Below are 23,243 nucleotides of genomic sequence, written 5' to 3'. Positions count from 1 at the left end.
ATTTCCTAATTTTGAATCATGCAAGTAAATACTTTTGGAAAGATACAGAAGCGAAAAGAAAGGCACGCTGCAGAAGTTTCAAAGCAAACAGGGTTTCCTAGTGCGGCTACTCATTATTACGAGGCACCAATAGATTTAAATAGTGAATTAATTTGCAATCAGGATGCGACATTTTTCATTAGAGTTGAAGGCAATAACTGGTCTAAATTTAATATTTGGGATAAAGATGTTCTTATTATAGACCGGTCTATGGAGCTTAAACCTGGTCGTATTGCACTTATAATAAAAGATGGGGAATTTGATATTGTGCAATTTTCAGGTAAATCTACGCAGTCTGAATTTCTGTTGTGGGGGGTGGTTACTTATATAATTCATGCTATGATATGATTGCAATGGTAGATTGTAATAGCTTTTATGCTTCCTGCGAACAAGTTTTTAGACCCGATCTTTTGGGGAAGCCGGTAGTAGTGTTAAGCAACAATGATGGCTGTGTAATTGCAGCAAATAAAGAGGCTAAATCTCTGGCACACATCCCCATGTTTGAGCCTGTCTTTAAGATTAAAGATATTCTGGTAAAAAATAATGTGACTTTCTTTTCTTCTAATTACACCTTATATGGAGAAATGTCCCAGCGGGTGATGAATATTTTAAAGACTTTTTCTCCAATGGTAGAAGTTTACAGTATTGATGAAGCTTTTGTAGAATTAACTGGCATAAATCATTTAGACCTTCCTAAGTACGGTAGCAATATTAAAGAACAGATTCTTCGGTATACGGGTTTACCGGTGGGGGTAGGTATTGCTCCTACAAAGGTTCTGGCTAAACTGGCAAACCGGATAGCTAAAAAAGAGGAAGTGCACGACCATGTATATATAATTGATTCTGAAGAAAAAAGAAAAGCAGCTTTAAAAAAAGTGAAAATTGGTGATGTATGGGGAATAGGAAGGCAACATGCCAGGCGGCTTCAGGAAAAGAAAGTGTTTACTGCGTTTGATTTTGCACACAACACGCCTCTTGCCTGGGTGCGTAAGGAGATGACTGTAGTTGGAGAACGTTTGTGGCGTGAATTGAGAGGGGAATCGTGTATAGAGTTTACTACTATCCCTAAACCTAAAAAAGGAATAGGTACAGCAAAGTCCTTCGGAAAGCGACTGGAAGATCTTGACATGATTGAAGAAGCATGTGCTTATTACATTAGCGAGGTAAGCGAGGTGATGCGGGCACAGGGTTCATGCGCTTCATATGTGCAGGTGTTTGTGCATACCAATTATCACAGTAAAATTGATAAACGATATTCTGAAAGTTGTACTGTGACTTTGCCTGTTCCTACCAATAATACATTTGTTTTGATCAGCGAGGCAAGAAAAGCCTTGCATAGAATATATAAACCAGGTTTTCGCTATAAGAAAGTAGGAGTTAATTTGAGCGGAATTATTCCACAGGAATATGTGCAGGCTAATTTATTTGAACAACCTTCCAAAATTTCTAATCCTGTGCTTATGAAAGTTTTTGATGGTATCAATAGCAAATATGGAAAGGCCACAGTCGCTTCAGCTATTACCGGTAGGCGAAAGCAGGAATGGGAGCTTATTAAAAAACATCGAAGCCCGTATTATACCACACAATGGCAGGAACTTCTTAAGGTAGGCAGTAGGTCTTAACTTGAAGGAGTCAGCTACCTGTCTTTCTTTTATGACATCCTGTCATATAATTTCGGGTGGCATAATGATTGACTTTAAGAGGTTGTTCAAAAAAATCAGAAATAATAAATAACAACCTATAGAATTATGAGTAAAATAATTGGAATCGACTTAGGTACTACCAACTCTTGTGTTGCCGTAATGGAAGGTAACGAGCCAACGGTAATACCTAATGCCGAAGGAAAAAGAACTACTCCTTCTGTAATTGCTTTTGTAGAAGGAGGCGAAATAAAAGTAGGGGATCCTGCAAAGCGCCAGGCTGTAACTAACCCACAAAAAACCATTTCCTCTATCAAGAGGTTTATGGGAAATAAATATTCTGAAGTTTCTAAAGAAGCCGGAAGGGTTCCTTATAAAGTAGTAAAAGGTGACAATGATACTCCACGTGTGGAGATTGACGGCCGTAAATACACTCCGCAGGAACTTTCTGCAATGGTGCTTCAAAAAATGAAGAAAACTGCCGAAGATTATCTTGGACAGGATGTGACCGAAGCCGTAATTACCGTTCCTGCATACTTTAATGACTCTCAGCGCCAGGCTACAAAAGAAGCCGGTGAGATCGCCGGTCTTAAAGTAAGAAGGATCATTAACGAGCCGACTGCAGCTGCACTGGCTTACGGACTTGACAAAAAATCTCAGGACCAGAAGATCGCTGTTTATGACCTTGGTGGTGGTACCTTTGATATCTCTATCCTTGAATTAGGAGACGGAGTATTTGAAGTACTTTCTACAAATGGTGATACACACCTTGGAGGTGATGATTTTGATGAGGTGATCATCGACTGGCTTGCAGATACATTCCAAAAAGCTGAAGACATCGACCTTAGAAAAGATCCTATGGCACTTCAGCGTTTGAAAGAAGCTGCAGAAAAAGCTAAAATCGAGCTTTCCTCTTCTTCTCAAACCGAAATTAACCTGCCTTACGTTACTGCTACTGCAAGTGGGCCTAAGCACCTTGTAGAGACACTTACAAGATCTAAATTCGAGCAACTTGCCGATACTTTGGTGAAACGTTCTATGGATCCTGTTCAAAAAGCGCTTAGCGATGCAGGTCTTTCAAAAAGTGATATCGACGAGGTAATTCTTGTTGGTGGATCAACCCGTATCCCTAAAATCCAACAGGAAGTTGAAAGCTTCTTCGGAAAGAAACCATCAAAAGGAGTGAATCCTGATGAGGTTGTAGCGATTGGTGCTGCGATCCAGGGTGGTGTATTGACAGGAGACGTAAAAGATGTATTGCTTCTTGATGTTACTCCGTTATCTCTTGGTATCGAAACTATGGGTGGTGTGATGACCAAATTGATCGAGTCTAACACAACTATTCCTACTAAGAAATCACAGGTATTCTCTACTGCGGCCGACAATCAGCCATCTGTTGAGATTCACGTGTTACAGGGAGAGCGTCCAATGGCAAATGATAATAAGACCATTGGTAGATTCCACCTTGATGGAATTCCACCGGCACGAAGAGGAACACCTCAAATTGAAGTGACTTTTGACATCGATGCCAACGGTATCATCAAAGTAAGCGCTACAGATAAAGCTACCGGTAAATCTCAGGATATTAGAATCGAGGCCTCTTCTGGTCTTACTGAAGAAGAGATCCAAAAGATGAAGCAGGAAGCTGAAGCGAATGCTGAAACTGATAAAAAAGCCAAAGAAAAAGTGGATAAGCTGAACGAAGCCGATGCTATGATCTTCCAAACTGAAAGTCAGTTGAAAGAATTTGGTGATAAACTTTCTGATGATAAGAAGAAGCCAATCGAAGACGCTTTGGAAGAGCTTAAGAAAGCTTATGAGACTAAAGAAGTAGAAACTATTCAGCCTGCATTAGACAAGATCAATGAGGCATGGAAAGTAGCTTCTGAAGAAATGTATAAAGCACAAGCCGAAGCTGGCGGACAACAAGGTGGACCTGGATCCGGAGCCCAGGGAGCAACTGGAGGGCAAGCCGAAGGTGACTCCAAGCAAGGTGACGATGTAGAAGACGTTGACTTTGAAGAAGTGAAGTAATCCTCCTAACCTCTCCTTATCAAGGGGAGGAACTTTGAGAGAATATGAAAGCGCTGCCATTTGGCAGCGTTTTTTTGTTTCTGATTTTCAAAACTCAATGTGAAAGATCTAAGGTAATTGTCTGGTCGAGCGAAGTCGAGACCTCCTTTATCAGAATAGGTTGCGAAGGCAATTAATTGTTAGTTATCTTCTTTGGAACTTCCCCTCCGCCGGAGGGGTGGCCAAAGGTGGGGGTGGGAATGGGAGATTCCGGCATGGATTGCAATTCTGCGCCAACTTTAATTTCGTTTTTTTTGTTTGTTACAAAAGAACCTTTGGACTCCGCTCGAGGAGACACAGGCTTATTCAAAAACAAATACTGTCAAGCTGAACTTGTTCAACTTCTCAGCTGGAACAGGTTTTCAAAGTAAAACTCTGTGAATTGCTTATACAAAAAGTTGGGATCTACATCAAGGAATAGAAAAACGTAGTTCCGATTAATTCGGGCTGTTTTTTGTTACAAGCACGCAACCTTTTAGGAATTTCCACACCATTATGAAAAAAATTTTATCCGTCGCATTAATTCTTTTAATCATCCTGGTTTCCTGTAGTGATCAAGATGATAAAGTGAATGCCAATTCAGTATTAAATTTACAAAATGCCTGTACTGCTGAGAATCCTATAGAACTTGAATGGATGAAGAATTTTATAGCAGAACTGGAGTGTGGCAAATATTCTTGCAGAGTTTCTATTTTAAAAACTACTTATGAGGGAGAAACTGTTTTCTACAAACAAATGACAGATCCGCTATGCAATGGCGTTGATGAAATAGATCTTTATAATTGTGAAGGAGAAATAATTAAAGAATTTGATCTCGAATCGAGCAGGGAATTTATAAATAACACGGGAAATGAGGCTGAGGAAATATTCTTCTGTAATGAGTAGCTTTATTTAAATTTAAAATTAATTGTACAGAAGGACCTCTCGACTCCGCTCGAGGTGACATGGCCGTATTTAATATAGAGTCGTGAAGCTGAATTTGTTTCAGCTTCTCCATGATCCTGAAACCAGTCCAGGATGACGTACAGTTTAAAAAGTCTTGTCTCTTGGCTCTTGGAGCGCAGCGGTCTCAAAAAAAACTATTCTCCCGCCAGTTTAACTATTACCTCCTTATTCACCTCATGTCCGCCGTTAAAAGGGACGAATTTTAGATTTTTCGGGAATAATTCTTTTATCCTTTTTTCCTCCGACTCCAAAAAGTCTTTGTCTATAAAAGGATCTTCAGTTCCATATACGAAATTCACCTGCCCCTCAAAAAAGGCAAAATCGGAAGGCTTTAATTCCGAAGGGATCCTGCCGGAATTTAGAATAAGCATAGACGGCTCTATTTGTCTCTGGGCCATCCAGCGGGTTACGATAGAGACACCCTGGGAATAACCGAAAAGAATCAGGTTTTTGGCATTTTTGAGACCTTCATTTTCATAAACTTCATCCAGGTATGCGAGTACATTTTGAATCTCCTGCTGCGTGTTTTCGCGCGTTGCCCAAGAGGCGCCAACGTGTTCATATTTGCCGTTGAGGTAGTACTTTGAGGGTGCCTGTGGTGCAATGATGTAGTTCTTTTCCTGGTTGAGGTGCCTAAAATACTTCAGGAAATATTTACTCAGGTACCCAATGCCGTGAAAGACCACCCAAAGATTTTCTGTCTTTTCGGTTTGCTCATTCAGGGTGCTGTAGGTGTTGACCGTTTGGTAAGAAACATTCTTTTCGTTCATCATTTTCCGGTGGTTTTGTACTTTTACAAAGAAACCAATCTATTTGCTATGACCAAAGAGGAAACTCACGCGCTGTTGAAAAAGATATGCAAAAATACCCTCATGGAAACTCTTGATATAGAGGTTTCTGAAGTAGGGGATGATTACCTGATCGCGAAAATGCCCGTGACTCCCAAAGTTCATCAACCCGACGGAGTGCTACATGGAGGCGCGACCGTTGCTCTGGCGGAGACTGTAGGTAGTATGGCCAGTTTCGTTTTTTTAAACACCGATGAGTATTACGTGCGCGGAATTGAAATTTCTGCCAACCATCTAAAAAGTATTTCTGAAGGTTACGTTTTTGCCAAGGCCACTTACCTGCACAAAGGCCGCACTACTCAACTTTGGAATATCAGGATCACAGATGAAGCTGAAAATCTCATTTCTGTAGTGAAACTTACCACCATCACTCTTCCGAAAAAGAAAGACAATGCCTGAAGCAGATTTCATTAAAAAGCTGGAGGCGCAATTAGAGGAGCAAAAGCCATTTGTCGCTTACCGGAAGCCCATTTTAACCGGAAAATCTGGTGAAGTGAAAGCTTTCCTGCAGCAGGACGATGAGTTGCATTATACCGAAGATTTCACTGAAAGCGGCTTTGTTTTTTCCCCTTTTGACACCTCGGAAAAAGCAACTCTTTTTCCTGAAAATGCTTCGGAAAAACTCATTTTTGAGCAGGTAATTTCTGAAGAAGATACAGCTTTACTAACCTCTCAAAAAGGGCAAATTTCAGAAGAAAAAAAGTCAGGCCATATTGAGTTGGTGAAGAAAGCAGTTTCTGTATTGAGGGCAGGAGAAATGGATAAAGTTGTGCTTTCACGAAAAGAAGAGGTGGAGCTGAATGATTCAAATCCGCTAAAGCTGTTCAAAGAACTGCTGAACGCCTATCCCACAGCTTTTGTGTACTGCTGGTATCATCCAAAAGTAGGCTGCTGGCTTGGTGCAACGCCCGAGACGCTGTTAAAAGTTGAAGGCAATCGGTTTAAAACCATGGCCCTGGCCGGCACTCAAAAATTTTTGGGAAGCATGGAGGTGGAGTGGGGCCAAAAAGAGCAACAGGAGCAGCAATTCGTTACCGACTCAATTGTAGAAAACCTTAAGAATTCCGGAGCGGAAAATCTGGATATTTCTGAACCTTACACATCAAAGGCGGGTAATTTGCTGCATTTGCAAACTGATATTAATGGAACACTTGCCAGTACAGACGTTCCGCGGAACGTCTCTACCGGATATGGAAATATTATCTCTGCCCTGCATCCAACCCCGGCAGTATGCGGCCTGCCAAAGGAAAAGGCTAAAGCCTTTATCCTTTCAGAAGAAAATTATAACCGGGATTTCTACACGGGATTCTTGGGAGAGCTGAACCTTCAGAAAAATGTACAGCGCTCTAGATCCAGAAGGAATGTAGAGAACCTGGCCTATCGTGCCGTGAAGAAAGAAACTAATCTCTATGTGAATTTGCGCTGCATGAAAATAGAAGATAATAAGGCTGTACTTTTTATTGGCGGTGGCATAACCAAAGACTCGGTGCCCGAAGATGAGTGGCAGGAGACGGTGAATAAGGCGGAGACCATGAAGAAAGTGTTGTTGAAATAAAAGAAAGTATTGATCAGACCTCACAGCCCCGATAGCTATCGGGACTGTGAGGTCTCCAAAAATTAGTAATGAAACATCCAAAAATACCGGTTGCAAGATCTATAGTTGCACTCTGCGAAGCCAAAGGAATCCATCATGTGGTGGTCTCTCCCGGCTCCCGAAATGCCCCGCTTACCACGGGCTTTGCCCATCACCCAAACATAAATACTTATAGCGTTGTAGATGAGCGCTGTGCTGCTTTTGTAGCTGTTGGCATGGCCCAGCAGCTGCAAAAACCTGTTGCTGTGGTTTGCACATCGGGTTCGGCTTTGCTAAATTATTATCCGGCGGTAGCTGAAGCCTTTTACAGCGACATTCCGTTGGTGGTGATCTCTGCCGACAGGCCTGTAGAGCGCATTGATATTGGCGACGGACAAACAATTCGACAAAAGAACGTTTTTGAGAACCATATCTTATATTCGGCTAATTTATATTCAGAATTAGTGTTGGAAAATGAGGCGAAGGATAAGAAACTTCAGCAGAAGCAATTTGAGAGTCGGAAGCACAACGAGCGGGAGATCAACCTGGCACTGAATAAAGCTATAGAAGAAAAGGGTCCGGTGCATATCAACGTTCCGTTTTATGAGCCGCTTTATGAGACGGTAGAAGACGTAGAGGTGAATCCAATCCAAATTCTACCGGAGATCATTGAAAGAACTTACTCCCAAAACCAGTTGCTGGCTTATGCCGATCTTTGGAATAAGGCAGCGAGAAAGATGGTCATTGTTGGAGTGTCTTCCCCAAATTTAGTAGATCAGAAATTTCTCGATGAGCTGGCAAATGATCCTTCAGTAATTGTATTTACTGAAACAACTTCAAACGTGCAGCAGGAGAAATTCTTCACGCGCATTGATACCATTATTGGTCCCATTGAAAAAGATGAAGACAGGGAACAGCTCTTTGACAACCTGCAACCTGAAATCCTGCTCACTTTCGGCGGAATGATCGTGTCAAAAAAGATCAAAGCTTTTCTGCGGAACTATCAGCCGAAACATCACTGGCATGTAGATCCAAAAAAGGCATATAACACCTTCTTTTGCCTGAATAAGCATTTCGAGACTTCAGTAAATTCATTTTTTAATCAGTTTTTTCCGCTCACAAAAATTTCTGAAAGCAATTATGCCGAATACTGGCAGGAGGTTCGAAGCAGAAGAAAGGTAAAACATGAAGATTATATGGGCAGGATCCCATATTCTGATCTAAAGGCCATGCAGCTTATTTGCCCTGCAGTGCCCGAAAATAACATTGTACAGCTGGCAAATAGCTCTACAATCAGGTATGCACAGCTCTTCAGGTGGAAAGAGAGCTTAAAAATATACTGTAACCGCGGAACCAGCGGGATTGACGGCAGTACTTCAACTGCGGTGGGAGCTGCAATAGTTTCAGAAGCACCGGTTTTGATGATCACAGGAGATCTCAGCTTTTTTTATGACAGCAATGCGCTGTGGAACAATTATATTCCGAAGAACTTTAGGATAATCATCTTAAATAACGGCGGAGGCGGGATCTTCAGGATACTTCCGGGAGATAAGAATACTGAGACCTTCGAAAAATATTTTGAAACCGTTCATCATCTCAATGCGAAACCTATTTGTGATCTCTACGGATTTGAATATTCAAAAGCCCAAACTTCCGAAGAAATAAAGGAGCGCTTAAATGCCTTTTTTGACACCTCAGACCAGCCGAAGGTCCTGGAAATTTTTACACCACGAAAGGTGAATGACGAAGTGTTGCTGGAATATTTTAGCTTCGTGAAATAGCCGTTTATTATAAGTAACTTTGCCAAAAATTATTTTATGCTTGCCATTGGAGAATACCACACCCTTAAGATAGATCGCGATACAGAACCTGGCCTTTTTTTAAAGGATGATGAAGGGAACGAGGTACTGTTGCCTAATAAGTACAAACCTGAAACTTTTGAAATAGGAGATGAAATCACCGTTTTTGTCTATCTGGATCATGAAGAAAGACCGGTGGCAACAACACTTAAGCCTTTTGTGAAGCTCGATGAATTCGGGTTTTTGAAATGTGTGGAGGTGAGCGAGATTGGAGCTTTTATGGATTGGGGCCTCGAAAAACATCTTTTTGTGCCTTTTAAAGAACAGGCAGTTAAAATGCGGCAGGGTGAGCGCTATCTCATTTTCTGCTATCTTGATGAGCTTACCGAAAGGTTGGCTGGGTCGAGTAAACTGGATGCCTTTTTAGACAATTCGGAACTCACGATAACACCTTTTGAAGAGGTGGAGCTCATTATCGCTAACCCTACTGAAATGGGATGGAATGTGATTGTGAACGAGATCCACAAGGGTTTGCTGTACAAGGATGAAGTTTTTCAGAAATTGCACGTTGGCGACAGGCTTAATGGATATGTGAAGAAGACACGACCAGACGGAAAGATAGATATTACTTTGCAGCGTCCCGGCTACCGCAGTATTGAACCTAATGCGCAGGAACTGCTAAACCTTATTGAAATAAAAGGTGGTTTTTTAGCATTGACCGACAAATCTTCGCCCACAGAGATTGAAAAAGAGGTGCAAATGAGCAAAAAAAGCTTTAAACGCGCCCTTGGTAATCTTTACAAGCAAAGGAAGGTTGATATTAAAGACAACGGGATCTACCTTAAAAAAGGAGAGTCATAATAAGGAGAGACATAAGCTCTTACGCCTGAACGGGATCGGTAAGGGCTTTGCAAAATTGGCGACCGCATTTCTTCATAAGCCGGGATTTTCTTTTGTCCGGTAAAAATATCATAATTAGAACTTCGGTCGTGTATCCTGATGTCATTGGTGACTTCTATAAGGGCCTTTTCGCCTTTGCCTATGGTAGGTGCCGGGGATTCCATTTCAACTAAAGCCGCTTCTTTGGCATAGCGTTCTTTTTCCATCATCGAGATAAGGTTCACCTGTCTCTTCTGTACTTTTTTATCAAAACTGATTTCCTTTAATGAAAATTGATTCTCAGGGAAATGGTTTACAGGAACAGAAAGCCCTGGCTGTATTCTTGTATAGCGGATAAATACTTCTTCCAGTGCAGGGAAATTAGCCTGATCAAATTCGGGAAAAGGATTAGTACCTGAAGAATTCAATTCCTGGGAATAGCCACTTACACCAAAAATAATCAAAGCAAGAAGGGTTAGGATTTTATTCATGTTACCTATTTGATACTAAGGAAGCAAAAATCGTACAAATTTTTCATTGTTCCGAAAGATAAAGCTTTTCTTGCGGCAGGTTTTATTCCCTAAGGAAAATATAAAAGCCTTATTTTTGAGTAAAATTAGATCACTATGACCAAACCAGATTATAAAACAGCAAAGGAATACGAAGATATCACCTACCAAAAGTGCAACGGCGTGGCACGTATTGCCTTTAACCGCCCCGAGGTTCGCAATGCCTTTCGTCCAAAAACTACCAGTGAACTCTATGATGCTTTTTATGATGCCCAGGAAGATACTTCAATAGGAGTGGTGCTGCTTTCTGCGGAAGGGCCTTCCCCTAAAGATGGCGTTTACAGCTTTTGCAGCGGGGGAGATCAAAAAGCCCGTGGTCACCAGGGCTACGTGGGAGAAGATGGAATGCACCGGCTTAATATACTGGAAGTACAAAGGTTAATTCGGTTTATGCCAAAGGCTGTGATTGCAGTTGTGCCGGGTTGGGCCGTTGGAGGAGGACATAGCCTGCACGTAGTTTGTGATCTTACCCTTGCAAGTAAGGAGCACGCGATCTTTAAGCAAACCGATGCAGATGTTACAAGTTTTGATGGCGGATATGGATCGGCTTACCTTGCCAAAATGGTTGGACAAAAGAAGGCACGCGAAATCTTCTTTTTAGGAAGGAATTATTCGGCACAGGAGGCTTTTGAAATGGGAATGGTGAATGCAGTAATTCCGCATGCAGAGCTGGAAGATACAGCTTATGAGTGGGCACAGGAGATACTTGCAAAATCACCTACTTCAATTAAAATGCTGAAGTTTGCCATGAACCTAACAGATGATGGAATGGTAGGGCAGCAGGTGTTTGCCGGAGAAGCTACCCGCCTTGCTTATATGACCGATGAGGCCAAGGAAGGTAGAAACGCTTTTCTGGAAAAAAGAAAACCTAATTTTGATAAGAAATGGATCCCGTAGCCTCTTCAGAATTTTCAAATTTTGAGTTGGAAGTAGCTTCCCTTCCCAGAGTTGAGGAAGTGAAGCTGCATCCCATTTCAAAAAAATATCTTGTGAAGTTGCAGGTGGGTACCAGCATATCCTTTATGTTCTTTGCTGTGGGATTGTTCCTGGGGTATACTTTTTTATCTGCTCAATTTCACACTTATCTTTTCTGGGCCGCAATCCTGCTGGTTCTGCTTTTTGGATGGTCTATTTTTAACAACGTGATGTATGTTAAGAAGAGCGGTTATGCCTTGCGGGAACAGGATATAATTTTTAAACGCGGCTTTTTGTTTGAAAAAACCACAGTTGTTCCTTTTAATAGAATTCAGCATGTGACTGTAGAGCGGTCTTTTCTTGATAAGATTCTGAATATTTCTTCTTTAAAAGTATTCACCGCCGGAGGATCGGGTAGCGATGTGAGTGTTCCCGGAATAAAACCTGAAACAGCTACCTCTCTAAAAGAGGAAATTTCAGGAAGAATTTATAACCATGCCTGATTATAATTTTTCGGAGCCACAACGGCAATCTGGCGTGGGGCTGGTATTGATCTTTGCGACCTCTCTTTATCATATAGGGAGAAACTTATGGGTGGTGGTTTTTTACTTTGCTTTTAAAGAAGTAGATCAGCGAATGCTGTTTTTTGCCGGCGCGGCACTTATGCTGGTATTATTGCTAAGTCTTGGCTACAGCATCCTTTATTTCCTGAATTTTAAGTTTCATCTTGACGAGAAGAATCAGGAGTTTGTGCTTCAAAAAGGGGTTTTTTCATCTGACGTTATTAATATTCCCTTTGAGAAGATTCAGCAGGTAAATTTCCGAAGGAATATTCTGCAACGCATCATTGGCGTGTACAGTGTGGTTGTAGAAACAGCAGGGAGCCAGGACAAGGAGGTCGAGATTAAAGCACTATCTGAAGAGAAGGCTAATCTCCTGGCCGAAAAACTCATGGCACGTGCCGAAGAGGAACGTACTGAAACTTCCGCAGAAGTTGAAGAAGATCCTGAAAAAATACCTGCAACTACAGCAAAGGCTGTACCTCAATGGGAACATAAGGTTCAATTATGGACGCTTGTAAAATTAGGGCTTACCTCCAACTATCTTCGTGGAGTTGGTATTATTGTGGCTTTTTATTTTACCCTAAGGGAGCAATTCATGTTTAACGATGAACTTGCGGCACAGCTTCAGGAACCGCAGGTGTATTTTTCTCAGGGTAAATACCTCTTCATTATTTTTCTATTGCTGGTGGGGATGCTGTTAACGGTGGGGGAGACAGTTGTAAAATATTTTGGACTTCATTTGCAGAAGTATAAGGACACCCTACAGGTTGAAATGGGGCTGCGTAACAATACAAAGGTTAATTTAAAGGCCAGCAGAATCCAATTGCTGCAAGTGCTCACAAATCCTATTCAGAAGAAAATGGATCTGTTTCAGGTAAAAATCTCTCTTGCCAGTAGTGAGAATGATCTTGAAAAGAATCAGGTGAAAATCGCCGGTTTACCGCCTAAAGTGGTGCAGCAGGTCAAAGATTATTTTTACCAGTTTGAAATACGGGAAAATTTTAGAGTTAAACCGAGTAAATATTTATTGATTAGAAGGATCTCCCGGGGATTAATTCCTTTAGTCATTCTATCAGTTTTTTTATTTTTTTATGCCCAACTTGTTATGCTTAGCTGGGTTGTGGGTATAGCTTCAGCATATGTTGTGCTCCTTTGTATTTATAACTTCTACTACTTTAGAAGGCTACAGCTGGGAATTTCAGAAGAGTTTTTAATAAGATATTCGGGAGTATGGGTGCAGAAGGAAGAATACCTTGAAGTTTTTAGGTTGCAGGCAGTTTCAGTTTCACAACCTTTATGGTATAAAAAAAGAGGTTTGGTAAACCTTACCTTCCATTCTGCAGGTGGAGATGTTGATTTTCCCATGGTGAAAATGGAGGAGGTGCAGCCTATTCTTAACTGTTTGATTTACAAGATCGAGGTGACCGAAAAAGCCTGGATGTAAAATTTTCTGAATTTCTTTTTTAAGTATTCAATTTCCAAAGTGCTGGATATCAAAAAATTATCATTTTCTCAGTTATTTGTCGTTGTAATGAGTTGAAAATTAATTGTTTAAATATTTGTATTTTCTGGTTGGTATGATTTAACTTTCAGGTAAAACTTTTGCCTATGAAAAAGCTATACTTGATTTTTGTACTATCGGTCACCTTTGTACTGGATTCCTGCAGCGTAAATACTATGCAGAGTAGACTTGATGTAGAGGGCGAACATGGATATGACTTCCGGGAAAGTAGAGCAGCCTGGAAAGATTTAAAACGGGAGCAGGGAAATTCCTATACTTATACTATCCTCGTACAATCCTGGACAGGGTATGGGAGTGAAACTACCATTGAAGTAGAGGGAGGAAAGGTTAAAAAACGGTATTATGTGGCTTTTATAATTTCAGAAGAAGATGGTTCGAGAACTGTTACCGAAACTTATGAGGAAAACACCAAAAAAGAACTTGGAAGTCACGCTGTAGGGGCACCTGCATATACTATTGATCATCTTTACACAACCTGCCTTTCCAAATATCTAACGGTTGATCACGAGACCAATAAAGTCTTTTTTGACACCAATGATGACGGGGTCATGATGCTTTGCGGATATATGCCTGCAGGTTGCCAGGATGATTGTTTTAGAGGAATAAAAATTTCAGAATTTAACTGGAAGTAATCAATGTAAAAAAGCCACGAGAGCATTGCAGTCGTGGCTTCTTATATTAAGTATGATTATGTTTTACTTTAACTGTGGAAACTGCGCAGGATCTACTTCATTCATGATCTCATATACCTTCTCAAAAATGTCTTCTACAGAAGGCTTTGAAAAATAATCACCGTCAGTTCCATATGCAGGGCGATGATCTTTTGCAGTGAGCGTTTGCGGCTTGCTGTCGAGATGTCTCCAGGCGTTTTGTTCTTCCATAACTTTTTGAACGATAAACGCTGAAGCTCCTCCTGGTACGTCTTCGTCTATAACCAGTAAACGGTTCGTTTTGGCCACACTTTTCACTATATCCTGATTTAGGTCAAAAGGGAGCAAAGACTGCACGTCAATAACTTCGGCATCAATACCCACTTGCTGTAGCTCTTTTGCTGCCTGTTCTACCAGTCTTAACGTAGAACCATAAGAAACAAGGGTAATGTCTGTTCCTTCCCTCATGGTTTCAACTACGCCCAGTGGTGTTTTGAACTCACCTAAATTAACGGGCATTTTTTCCTTTAAACGATAGCCATTAAGTGATTCCACAATGAGTGCAGGCTCATCACTCTCGAGTAAGGTGTTGTAGAAACCAGCTGCTTTGGTCATATTGCGGGGCACCAGGACGTGTATACCACGAATTAGATTTAAGATTCCGCCCATAGGGGAACCACTGTGCCAGATACCTTCCAGACGATGTCCCCGTGTCCTGATAATTAACGGTGCTTTTTGCTTACCACGCGTTCTGTATTGAAGGGTAGCGAGGTCATCACTCATTATTTGGAGTGCGTAGAGCAGGTAATCGAGGTACTGGATCTCGGCAATAGGGCGTAAGCCTCGCATGGCCATTCCAATTCCCTGTCCCAGGATTGTTGCTTCACGAATACCCGTATCGGCAACACGCAGTTTCCCATACTTTTCCTGAAGACCTTCCAGTCCCTGGTTAACATCTCCAATTTCTCCCGTGTCTTCTCCAAAGATGAGGGCTTCAGGATACTTATTGAAAATGCTGTCAAAATTTTCTCTTAAGACCAACCTTCCGTCTACTTCTTTAGAATCTTCTCCATAAGAAGGTGCGACGGGTTGTACATTAAGAGCATTATATTTTGAAGAGCTGTGTAAGTGGCTGCTGTATTGCGGCCGTACCTCCTCTGTGTACTTGTCTATAAACTGGATTAATTCCTGTTTTGCGGGAGAACTCTCTCCTCTCATATACCTTAAGGCCTTACGGGACGCAACAAGAATATCTTTTTTCAAGGCTTCTTTGTTCTCCTGAAGTTCCTTCTTTAACTGAAGAATAAAACTTTTATTCTGGCTGCTTTCGGCTGCTCTTTGGAGTACAGGGAGTACATCTTTAACCTTATTTTTTACAGGAGCCATATGCGCTTCCCAGGCGGCTTTCTTTCCATCACGGACCTGCTTCTTTATGTCTTTTTCTATTTCTTGAAGTTCCTGATCTGTTGCTATGTTTGTAGCAATCATCCATTCCCTCATCTTCACGTTACAGTCATGCTCCCGTTCCCACTGAAGCCTTGCTTCACTCTTGTAGCGTTCATGAGACCCTGAAGTAGAGTGCCCCTGAGGCTGGGTGAGCTGCTGAACGTGGATTAGTACAGGTGTGTGTTCTTCGCGTGCAATTCGACTGGCATTCTCGTATGTTTCTATGAGCGCCGGATAGTCCCAGCCATTTACTGCGAAGATCTCGTACCCATTGTTTTCTCCTTTGTCTCGTTGAAAACCTTTAAGTACTTCCGAAATATTCTGCTTGGTAGTTTGATGTCTCGCATGTACCGAAATTCCGTATTCATCATCCCATACATTCATTACCATAGGTACCTGAAGTACTCCTGCCGCATTGATGGTCTCCCAAAACAAGCCTTCGCTGGTACTTGCATTACCAATAGTTCCCCAGGCAATTTCATTTCCGTTTCTGGAAAATTTATTGGCATCAATACCTGCCACATTTCTGTAAATTTTAGACGCCTGCGCAAGACCTAAAAGCCTTGGCATTTGGCCTGCAGTAGGAGAGATGTCTGCACTTGAATTCTTCTGTTGGGTAAGATTCTTCCAGGTTCCGTCTTCTTCAAGACTATGGGTGGCAAAGTGCCCTCCCATTTGTCTACCTGCGGAATTGGGTTCGTGTTCAATATTTGTAGTGGCGTAAAGGCTTGCAAAGAACTGCTGAATATTAAGAGCCCCAATAGCCATCATAAAGGTTTGGTCACGATAGTAACCTGATCTAAAATCGCCATTTTGGAATACCTTAGCCCAAGCTAGTTGTGGTACTTCCTTTCCATCACCAAAAATTCCAAATTTAGCTTTACCCGTAAGCACTTCTCGTCTTCCGAGGAGACTGCATTCCCGGCTGGTTACAGCCAATTTGTAATCACTTACCACCTGCGCCCTAAAATCTTCAAAAGAAATTTCACTTTTTGAGGAAGTTTCACTCTGCATAACACGTTTTTAAAATTACCACAAATGTAACGAAAACAATGATTAATTACAATTCAAAAAAAATCAGTAAAAATTGTTTTTTAATAAAATAAGCGGCTTCTGATTATCATATTTTTAGGCAAACGTTAAAATAAAGAGATTCACTAAGAAAATCCTAATCATTTAGAACCATTTTCTCGTGATAAGCCTTCCCAGAGTTTTAATATCGAGAGTTGCAATAAACCTAATTTTCTGGTCATAATTACTCTCATTGAATTCCCAGCCTTCACTGGAATGTACAGGTAAGAAGATTTCAAAATAATTTTGCACCAGGCTAAGTCTTATTCCTGAATCGTATAAGAGTTTTGCCGATTGATTTTTGTTTTTTATCACCCCAACATCACTATAGGCGTAAATCCACTTCCAAATGGTGGTACTTCCGTTTACTGTAGTTATCCATTGGTTTGCAAACTGCGGCTCGAGGGTAGATTTAAATCCTCCTTCGGCCATGATTATTTGCTGACTAAAAATACCTGATGTTTCACTTCTTCCGTAGTAACTGTAATCAAAGAGGTAATCTGTAGGACGATCTAGTGCAAAACTAAAATAATCGCTGTTTGGCATATCGTTATAAAGGAAGGCTCCTCCAAAGAAGCGAAGATTTACCTGTCGGTCATTTTTCAGAAGTTTTCGGTATTCTACAGTTAAAGAAGATTTACTAAACTGCTGTGCGACCTGGAAATCTACTGAACCTGAAAAATGAGTAACCAAGCCCGGGTTGCTGTACAGGTAGTTTATATTGAATACACTATAATCGGGCACTTCAAGATCTGTAAGATCATTTTCGTCCCGATAAACGTTTACATTACGTATAAGAATTCTCTCCTTAGGGCTTTGCCTCATATAGGAGTCTCTAAAATACAGGGACAGGTATGGGTTGAGCCTTTGGTACATGAGATCATATCCATATGAGAACCTACTCCCCGATATCCCGTAGTTAATCATATACAAATCCTCATCAAAGAAAATTTTGTGGGAAAGACCCGCATTACCTACAAATGTTTTACTTCTTGAGGCATATAGAGGAGATAGGTAATACTCAAAATTTCGATCTAAAATGGTTTTATTGTATAGCTTTGCACCTACAGCGAGCCCGTCATACAGGTTATACTGGAACTGTGGCATAAAAAATACCTGTTGGTATCTTGGATCTTCAACATCTTTTAAAAGCCGGAATTGGAGAGGACGGTTCATTATGCCTCCCACTGTTCGGTAATTATTTCTCCGGTTTATTTCGGGCACAATACCTTCATGATTAACAGCGACCTGTTGTACTCTTGATGACGGAATGTATACAGTGCGAACTCCGGGAGAATGTTCTACCCATGTTTTGTAGACAATCTCGTTATTGTTAAGTCCATAAACCTGAATAGGAACGTCTGTTTCTGTTTTGTTACGTAAAGTGATTCGCAGTGAGTCACCCTCTTTGGAAAGGCTTCGTATTTTAAAATCAATCTTATCTTTGGTAGAGACGTAGTCATCAAAGAACCATTTTATGTCTTTGCCTGCATTTGCCGTGAGAATGCGCTGAAAATCTTCATCACCAACTGTTTTAAGTTTATATTCGTTAAACAGCTCTTTAATGGAATATGGCACGGTATTATCTTCAAGAAATTCATCTAGAAAGCTAAAGCCCACTCCCGCTTTAAAAGGATTTGCAATGTTTTTATTGAACTTTGTTAAAGAATCTTGTGGAGCGTTTAGGGGCTGGTCCATGTGCTTTCTCGCAGCGAACAGGTACATGAGAATATATTGATCATTGAAATCAAGAGTTGAGGCATGAAACCAGCGAATACCAATAACATCGCTTAAACTTCCCAACAACTTGAGGTCTGGATAATATTGATCCATATATTCCATCATGAGGTATATTTGAATACCATCAAAGATCCATTTGTCTTCCCTCGGGTTTAATAGTAAGGAATTTTCGAGATAGTTCTCGGTAAGGGTTTTTAATTGTTTGAGTTCATAACCAAATCCGTCGGGAAATGGTCGTAAAAATTTAGGTAATTGATTAAGACCATACACCGGGTTTGAAGCATAATCCTGCTGCGTAGAAAGTATAATAGGATGAGGATAAGAGCCGAGATTTGTCTGGAGAAAATCTATTATCCGGTTTACATACAAGGATTTCATCCCTGGATTGGCACCACTAGCTGTAATATTCGTTAGCACGTGAAGGCTATCTACTTTAATATCGTCAAAAATGACCTCTGTAGTGAGATGTAACTCAGTGTCAAATCTTTCCTGACCTGATAAAAAAACTGTTTTCTTTTCTTCCTGCGGAACAATTTTTTCTCTTTTTAGAGCAGAGATTGCAGCCAGGTTAGAAGGAAGGGTAAGTTCAACATCAAGATCGAGCTTTGGAAGGTACAGGTCGTTCATGTTTTTATGACTGTACACCTTCCAGTTATCCTTGTACATTGCCGGAGCAATAAACCAATATTTTAATTGATAATTCCCTTTATTTCCGTAGCCGTAACGCGTAAATTCATTGTGGGGAATTTTAATAACGTAGTCTAGATTTATAACGTATTTCTCGTGTGGAGCTATGGGTTTTTCAGGAATAATTTTAATGATGTCTGGATGTTCTTCAGGACGCTCCCATGTTAGGATATTAGAAGTATTTCCTGTGATGGAATTTATAGTTGTTCCTCCTCTTCTATCTTCACGGGCAAAATGGAAGTTACGATCGTAATCTTCAAAGAATCTGCGAGCCAGGGGAGTGCGAGTATCTGAAAACGCATTCATCCAGTCACTCATATAAATCTCTCGAAGGGTGTCATTGCTGGTATTCCTGTACTCCAGGGTTTGCTGGATATTCAGAGACTTCAGAGAATCATTGAGTTCTGCTTTAATGATTACATTATGTTGCCCAAAAAGACCTAGTGAAAGGAGGGCAAACAGAAAAAAGAGTGGAAATTTTTTATTCAAATTTTTTTGTAAACTGTAAGGTTAAAAATCATTAACGAGATGAGCTGCAATATATTATTTAAGGAAGTAAAACCTATATCTCGGGGAAGATTTCCTGAGTTAAAAAAAACCAAATTATTAGAGCAGCTGACAGGAGAATCTAAAAACAGCCTTGTCAAAAAGGCTGTTTTTAGATCAAATTTATTTTAAAGTCCTAGAAATTAGGACTTAGGTTATATTCTTCATAGAATTTATCTAAAATTTCTATGACTTCATCGGCAGTATCTACTACCTGGATGATATCGATATCACCGCTGCTTATGTTTTGAAAATTATCTAAAAGAGTGCTTCTAACCCAGTCGATTAAGCCACCCCAAAAATCTCTTCCTACCAATATGATGGGGAATTTGTCAATTTTGTTTGTCTGAATAAGGGTAATTGCTTCAAATAGTTCATCTAAAGTTCCAAACCCTCCAGGCATTACTACAAAGCCCTGAGAATACTTTACAAACATCACTTTTCTTACAAAGAAGTAATCAAAGTTAATATTCTTATCATTATCAATATAAGGATTGTCGTGTTGTTCAAATGGCAGATGGATGTTGAGCCCTACAGAAGTTCCTCCGGCAAGATGAGCACCTTTGTTCCCGGCTTCCATTACTCCCGGACCACCTCCTGTTATTATCCCGTAACCATGTTCCACGATTTTTTTAGCCACCTCTTCGGTCAGTTTATAAAACTTGTGCTCTGGCTTTGTACGTGCCGATCCAAAAATCGAAACACAGGGGCCTATTTGGCTTAGTTTTTCGTATCCGTTGACAAATTCTCCCATGATCTTAAAAATGGCCCAGGAGTCATTTGTTTTTATTTCATTCCAGCTTTTATTTCTTGTCTCTGTTCTCATAAAAAATTCAAATTGCGGACTAATTTAGTTCTTTTTGAAGAAAGCCGGCGGTGTAGCTTTTTTTGTTTTTGGCAACTTCTTCAGGTGTTCCTTTTGCTACTACTCTTCCTCCGTTTCTTCCACCTTCATAGCCAATGTCGATGATGTAGTCGGCCATTTTTATTACATCGAGGTTGTGCTCAATAATGAGTACGGTATTTCCTTTGTTTACCAGCCTGTTCAACACTTCCATCAAGACCCTGATATCTTCAAAATGTAAGCCTGTGGTGGGTTCGTCCAATATGTAAAAGGTGTTTCCGGTGTCTCTTTTAGAAAGTTCAGTAGCCAGTTTTATGCGCTGTGCCTCTCCTCCCGATAAAGTAGTGCTTTGTTGCCCCAAAGTAATATAACCAAGCCCAACATCTTTTATCGTTTTTACTTTTCGATAGATCTTCGGAATATTTTCAAAGAAAACCACAGCTTCATTAATGGTCATTTCGAGCACATCTGCAATCGATTTCCCCTTGTATCTTATTTCCAGAGTCTCACGATTAAAGCGCTTGCCCTGGCATGTTTCGCACTCTACGTAAACATCGGGTAAGAAATTCATTTCAATGACCCGCAGGCCTCCACCTTTACAGGTCTCACATCTACCTCCTTTAACATTGAAGCTAAAACGTCCCGGTTTATATCCCCTAATGAGGGCTTCGGGAGTTTTAGCAAAGATGTTCCTGATTTCAGAAAATACACCTGTGTACGTTGCCGGATTAGATCGTGGGGTGCGACCAATGGGCGTTTGGTTAATGTCTATCACTTTATCAATATGCTCCAGCCCTTTAATGCTTTTGTACGGCTTGGGTTTTTTTACTCCATTGAAATAGTGAGCATTCATGATGGGGTAAAGGGTTTCGTTGATCAAAGTTGATTTTCCACTTCCAGAAACCCCTGTTACAGCAATCATTTTTCCTAAAGGAAAACTAACCGAGACGTTTTGGAGATTATTTCCGGTTGCACCTTTAAGATCGATCTTTTTGCCATTACCTTCTCTTCTCACCTTTGGGACCTCGATTTTCATGCTCCCGTTTAGATAGTTTGCCGTGATCGTATTATGCTTCCTAATTTCGTCGGGTGTGCCCTGGCTTATAATTTCGCCGCCATGCCTACCGGCCTGGGGGCCAATATCTATAACATAATCGGCGCGTTCAATCATATCCTTATCATGTTCAACCACAATAACCGAGTTTCCAAGATCGCGAAGGGAGGTAAGAGAATTTATTAGTTTTTCATTGTCCCGTTGATGTAAACCTATACTCGGTTCGTCCAGGATATATAGTACGCCTACCAGTTGGGAGCCAATTTGAGTGGCCAGCCTTATTCTTTGAGCTTCTCCTCCCGAAAGGGTTTTGGAACCGCGGTTCAGGGAAAGGTAATTAAGACCAACATCAATTAGAAATTGGAGACGAACACTAATTTCCTTAATAACTTCAGCAGCGATCTTTTGTTGTTTTTCTGAAAGGTGTGCATTAAGATCATTAAACCAGTCGGCAAGATCTACAATATCTTTTTGAGCCAGTTCTGCAATACTTTTTCCGTTGACCCTGAAGTAGAGAGATTCCTTTTTTAGACGTGTGCCTTCACATTCGGGGCATGTTATTTTGTCCATATAATCCTTTGCCCAACGGCGGAGGGAAGAAGACTCGTTTTTTTCGTAAGTCTCTTCAATAAAAGTGGCAACGCCTTCAAAATCTATCTTATACTCACGTGTTATTCCAAGGGTCTTAGATTCTTTAGTAAACTTTTCCTTTCCTCCATGCAGGATCATGTTTAATGCATCTTTGGGAATTTTGTCTACGGGGTCCGAAAGGCTGAAGTCAAATCTTTCAGCTATTAACTGAAGTTGGTTGAAGATCCAGTTCTTTTTCTGAGGGCCATGAGGGGCAAGGGCTCCGTTTTTTATGCTTTTTGAAGGATCTGGAATGATCTTTTTTTCATTTACTTTATGAAGTGTACCTATGCCATTACAAACAGGACAGGCTCCTTTAGGAGAGTTAAATGAGAAATTATTAGGTTCAGGATTTGGGTACGAAATTCCGGAAGAAGGACACATTAAATTTCGACTGAAGTATTTTATGTCGCCATTGTCCTGATCCATCACCATTAAGACATCATCTCCATGATACATAGCGGTTTTAATGCTGTCAAACAACCTTTTGTTTAAATCGTCATTTGAAGAGATTTTTAAGCGATCAACTACTATTTCAATATCGTGAATCTTGTAGCGATCCAGCTTCATTCCCTTTATAATATCCCTAACTTCTCCATCTACCCTCACTTTAACAAAACCCTGTTTTGCTATTTGCTCAAAGAGTTCTCTGTAATGCCCTTTTCGGGACCTAATAACAGGAGCTAGTATATTCACTCTTTTTCCTTCAAAATTTTGAAGAATTAAGTTTGCGATTTGCTCGTCATTATAACTCACCATCTTTTCGCCGGTTTGATAACTGTAGGCATCACTGGCTCTGGCAAATAACAACCTTAAGAAGTCATAAATTTCGGTAATTGTTCCTACTGTACTTCTTGGACTTTTGCTGGTTGTTTTTTGCTCAATGGCTATAACGGGTGAAAGGCCTTCAATTTTATCTACATCTGGTCTTTCAAGGCCGCCGAGAAATTGCCGGGCGTAGGCAGAGAACGTCTCGATATACCTACGTTGCCCTTCAGCATAAATGGTGTCAAATGCGAGAGAAGATTTTCCCGAACCAGAAAGTCCGGTAATTACAACCAGTTTTTCCCTTGGAATCTTGAGATCGACGTTTTTTAAGTTGTGTACCCGTGCGCCAAGTATATCTATATATTCTTCTGTAACTGCCATGTGAGTTTTTTGCAAGGCTGCAAAGGTACTGAAACTGTAGCTATTGAGAAAAGAGTAAAGA

At 40.7% G+C, this 23,243-nt stretch carries 18 protein-coding genes; 12 read left to right on the top strand and 6 right to left on the bottom strand.

The genetic code is table 11. The annotated features are described in order from the left end of the window. Positions 1 to 18: 18 nt before the first annotated feature. The 4 genes from ACQ93I_RS11010 to ACQ93I_RS10995 all read left to right on the top strand — a co-directional run bounded on the left by ACQ93I_RS11010 (position 19) and on the right by ACQ93I_RS10995 (position 4,637). Positions 19 to 387 carry a S24 family peptidase gene (locus tag ACQ93I_RS11010; protein ID WP_431698576.1) on the top strand — a complete coding sequence of 123 codons (369 nt, stop codon included), beginning with the start codon at positions 19 to 21 and terminating at the stop codon, positions 385 to 387. Further along, positions 384 to 1,661 (top strand): Y-family DNA polymerase, encoded by a 1,278-nt coding sequence (locus ACQ93I_RS11005; protein ID WP_431698575.1) that lies wholly within the window; start codon positions 384 to 386, stop codon positions 1,659 to 1,661. Before ACQ93I_RS11010 ends, ACQ93I_RS11005 begins: the two co-directional genes overlap by 4 nt. 126 nt (positions 1,662 to 1,787) lie before the next feature. Then, complete coding sequence (gene dnaK / locus ACQ93I_RS11000; protein WP_431698574.1) at positions 1,788 to 3,713, top strand: molecular chaperone DnaK; 1,926 nt, start codon at positions 1,788 to 1,790, stop codon at positions 3,711 to 3,713. A 534-nt stretch (positions 3,714 to 4,247) separates the two neighbouring features. Continuing rightward, on the top strand, positions 4,248 to 4,637 hold the full coding sequence (locus tag ACQ93I_RS10995) for a hypothetical protein (protein ID WP_431698573.1): 390 nt from the start codon (positions 4,248 to 4,250) through the stop codon (positions 4,635 to 4,637). Positions 4,638 to 4,831: 194 nt separating this feature from the next. Here ACQ93I_RS10995 and ACQ93I_RS10990 read toward each other — a convergent pair whose 3' ends face one another. Continuing rightward, positions 4,832 to 5,470 carry an alpha/beta hydrolase gene (locus ACQ93I_RS10990; protein ID WP_431698572.1) on the bottom strand — a complete coding sequence of 213 codons (639 nt, stop codon included), beginning with the start codon at positions 5,468 to 5,470 and terminating at the stop codon, positions 4,832 to 4,834. Positions 5,471 to 5,515: 45 nt separating this feature from the next. Between ACQ93I_RS10990 and ACQ93I_RS10985 the strand changes: the two genes are divergently transcribed. From ACQ93I_RS10985 to ACQ93I_RS10970, 4 genes are all read left to right on the top strand, one after another. Then, on the top strand, positions 5,516 to 5,944 hold the full coding sequence (locus ACQ93I_RS10985) for a PaaI family thioesterase (RefSeq protein ID WP_431698571.1): 429 nt from the start codon (positions 5,516 to 5,518) through the stop codon (positions 5,942 to 5,944). Beyond that, positions 5,937 to 7,100, top strand: coding sequence for a chorismate-binding protein (locus ACQ93I_RS10980; protein ID WP_431698570.1), 1,164 nt, complete (start codon positions 5,937 to 5,939; stop codon positions 7,098 to 7,100). The genes ACQ93I_RS10985 and ACQ93I_RS10980 overlap by 8 nt, the downstream gene beginning before the upstream one ends. A 68-nt stretch (positions 7,101 to 7,168) precedes the next feature. Next, positions 7,169 to 8,899, top strand: coding sequence for a 2-succinyl-5-enolpyruvyl-6-hydroxy-3-cyclohexene-1-carboxylic-acid synthase (menD, locus tag ACQ93I_RS10975; protein ID WP_431698569.1), 1,731 nt, complete (start codon positions 7,169 to 7,171; stop codon positions 8,897 to 8,899). 36 nt (positions 8,900 to 8,935) lie between these two features. Further along, on the top strand, positions 8,936 to 9,778 hold the full coding sequence (locus ACQ93I_RS10970) for a CvfB family protein (RefSeq protein WP_431698568.1): 843 nt from the start codon (positions 8,936 to 8,938) through the stop codon (positions 9,776 to 9,778). Here ACQ93I_RS10970 and ACQ93I_RS10965 read toward each other — a convergent pair. Next, positions 9,754 to 10,287, bottom strand: a complete 534-nt coding sequence (locus ACQ93I_RS10965) for a hypothetical protein (protein ID WP_431698567.1) — start codon at positions 10,285 to 10,287, stop codon at positions 9,754 to 9,756. The two genes, ACQ93I_RS10970 and ACQ93I_RS10965, sit on opposite strands and share 25 nt — an antisense overlap. A 135-nt stretch (positions 10,288 to 10,422) precedes the next feature. Between ACQ93I_RS10965 and ACQ93I_RS10960 the strand changes: the two genes are divergently transcribed. From ACQ93I_RS10960 to ACQ93I_RS10945, 4 genes are all read left to right on the top strand, one after another. Next, positions 10,423 to 11,262 carry a 1,4-dihydroxy-2-naphthoyl-CoA synthase gene (locus ACQ93I_RS10960; protein WP_431698566.1) on the top strand — a complete coding sequence of 280 codons (840 nt, stop codon included), beginning with the start codon at positions 10,423 to 10,425 and terminating at the stop codon, positions 11,260 to 11,262. Further along, the gene (locus ACQ93I_RS10955) at positions 11,250 to 11,783 is read left to right on the top strand and encodes a PH domain-containing protein (protein ID WP_266070589.1); all 534 of its coding nucleotides are present in this window, start codon (positions 11,250 to 11,252) and stop codon (positions 11,781 to 11,783) included. Before ACQ93I_RS10960 ends, ACQ93I_RS10955 begins: the two co-directional genes overlap by 13 nt. After that, entirely contained in the window at positions 11,776 to 13,287 is a 1,512-nt protein-coding gene (locus ACQ93I_RS10950; protein ID WP_431698565.1) for a PH domain-containing protein, read from the top strand. The genes ACQ93I_RS10955 and ACQ93I_RS10950 overlap by 8 nt, the downstream gene beginning before the upstream one ends. A 164-nt stretch (positions 13,288 to 13,451) precedes the next feature. After that, positions 13,452 to 13,997, top strand: coding sequence for a hypothetical protein (locus ACQ93I_RS10945; protein WP_431698564.1), 546 nt, complete (start codon positions 13,452 to 13,454; stop codon positions 13,995 to 13,997). A gap of 63 nt (positions 13,998 to 14,060) precedes the next feature. On the opposite strand, the gene ACQ93I_RS10940 is transcribed toward ACQ93I_RS10945, so the two are convergent. From ACQ93I_RS10940 to uvrA, 4 genes are all read right to left on the bottom strand, one after another. After that, the gene (locus tag ACQ93I_RS10940) at positions 14,061 to 16,475 is read right to left on the bottom strand and encodes an alpha-ketoacid dehydrogenase subunit alpha/beta (protein ID WP_431698563.1); all 2,415 of its coding nucleotides are present in this window, start codon (positions 16,473 to 16,475) and stop codon (positions 14,061 to 14,063) included. 162 nt (positions 16,476 to 16,637) lie between these two features. Then, positions 16,638 to 19,448 (bottom strand): metalloprotease, encoded by a 2,811-nt coding sequence (locus tag ACQ93I_RS10935; RefSeq protein WP_431698562.1) that lies wholly within the window; start codon positions 19,446 to 19,448, stop codon positions 16,638 to 16,640. 193 nt (positions 19,449 to 19,641) lie between these two features. Next, the gene (locus tag ACQ93I_RS10930; protein ID WP_266070595.1) at positions 19,642 to 20,331 is read right to left on the bottom strand and encodes a TIGR00730 family Rossman fold protein; all 690 of its coding nucleotides are present in this window, start codon (positions 20,329 to 20,331) and stop codon (positions 19,642 to 19,644) included. 19 nt (positions 20,332 to 20,350) lie between these two features. Next, positions 20,351 to 23,182: an excinuclease ABC subunit UvrA gene (gene uvrA, locus ACQ93I_RS10925; protein ID WP_431698561.1), complete on the bottom strand. Its 2,832-nt coding sequence runs from the start codon at positions 23,180 to 23,182 to the stop codon at positions 20,351 to 20,353. Positions 23,183 to 23,243 lie beyond the last annotated feature (61 nt).

Source organism: Salinimicrobium sp. WS361 (assembly GCF_050750585.1).
Lineage (GTDB): Bacteria > Bacteroidota > Bacteroidia > Flavobacteriales > Flavobacteriaceae > Salinimicrobium.
Note: the sequence above shows the minus strand (reverse complement) of the source record. Positions and strands in the feature narration are given on the sequence as shown.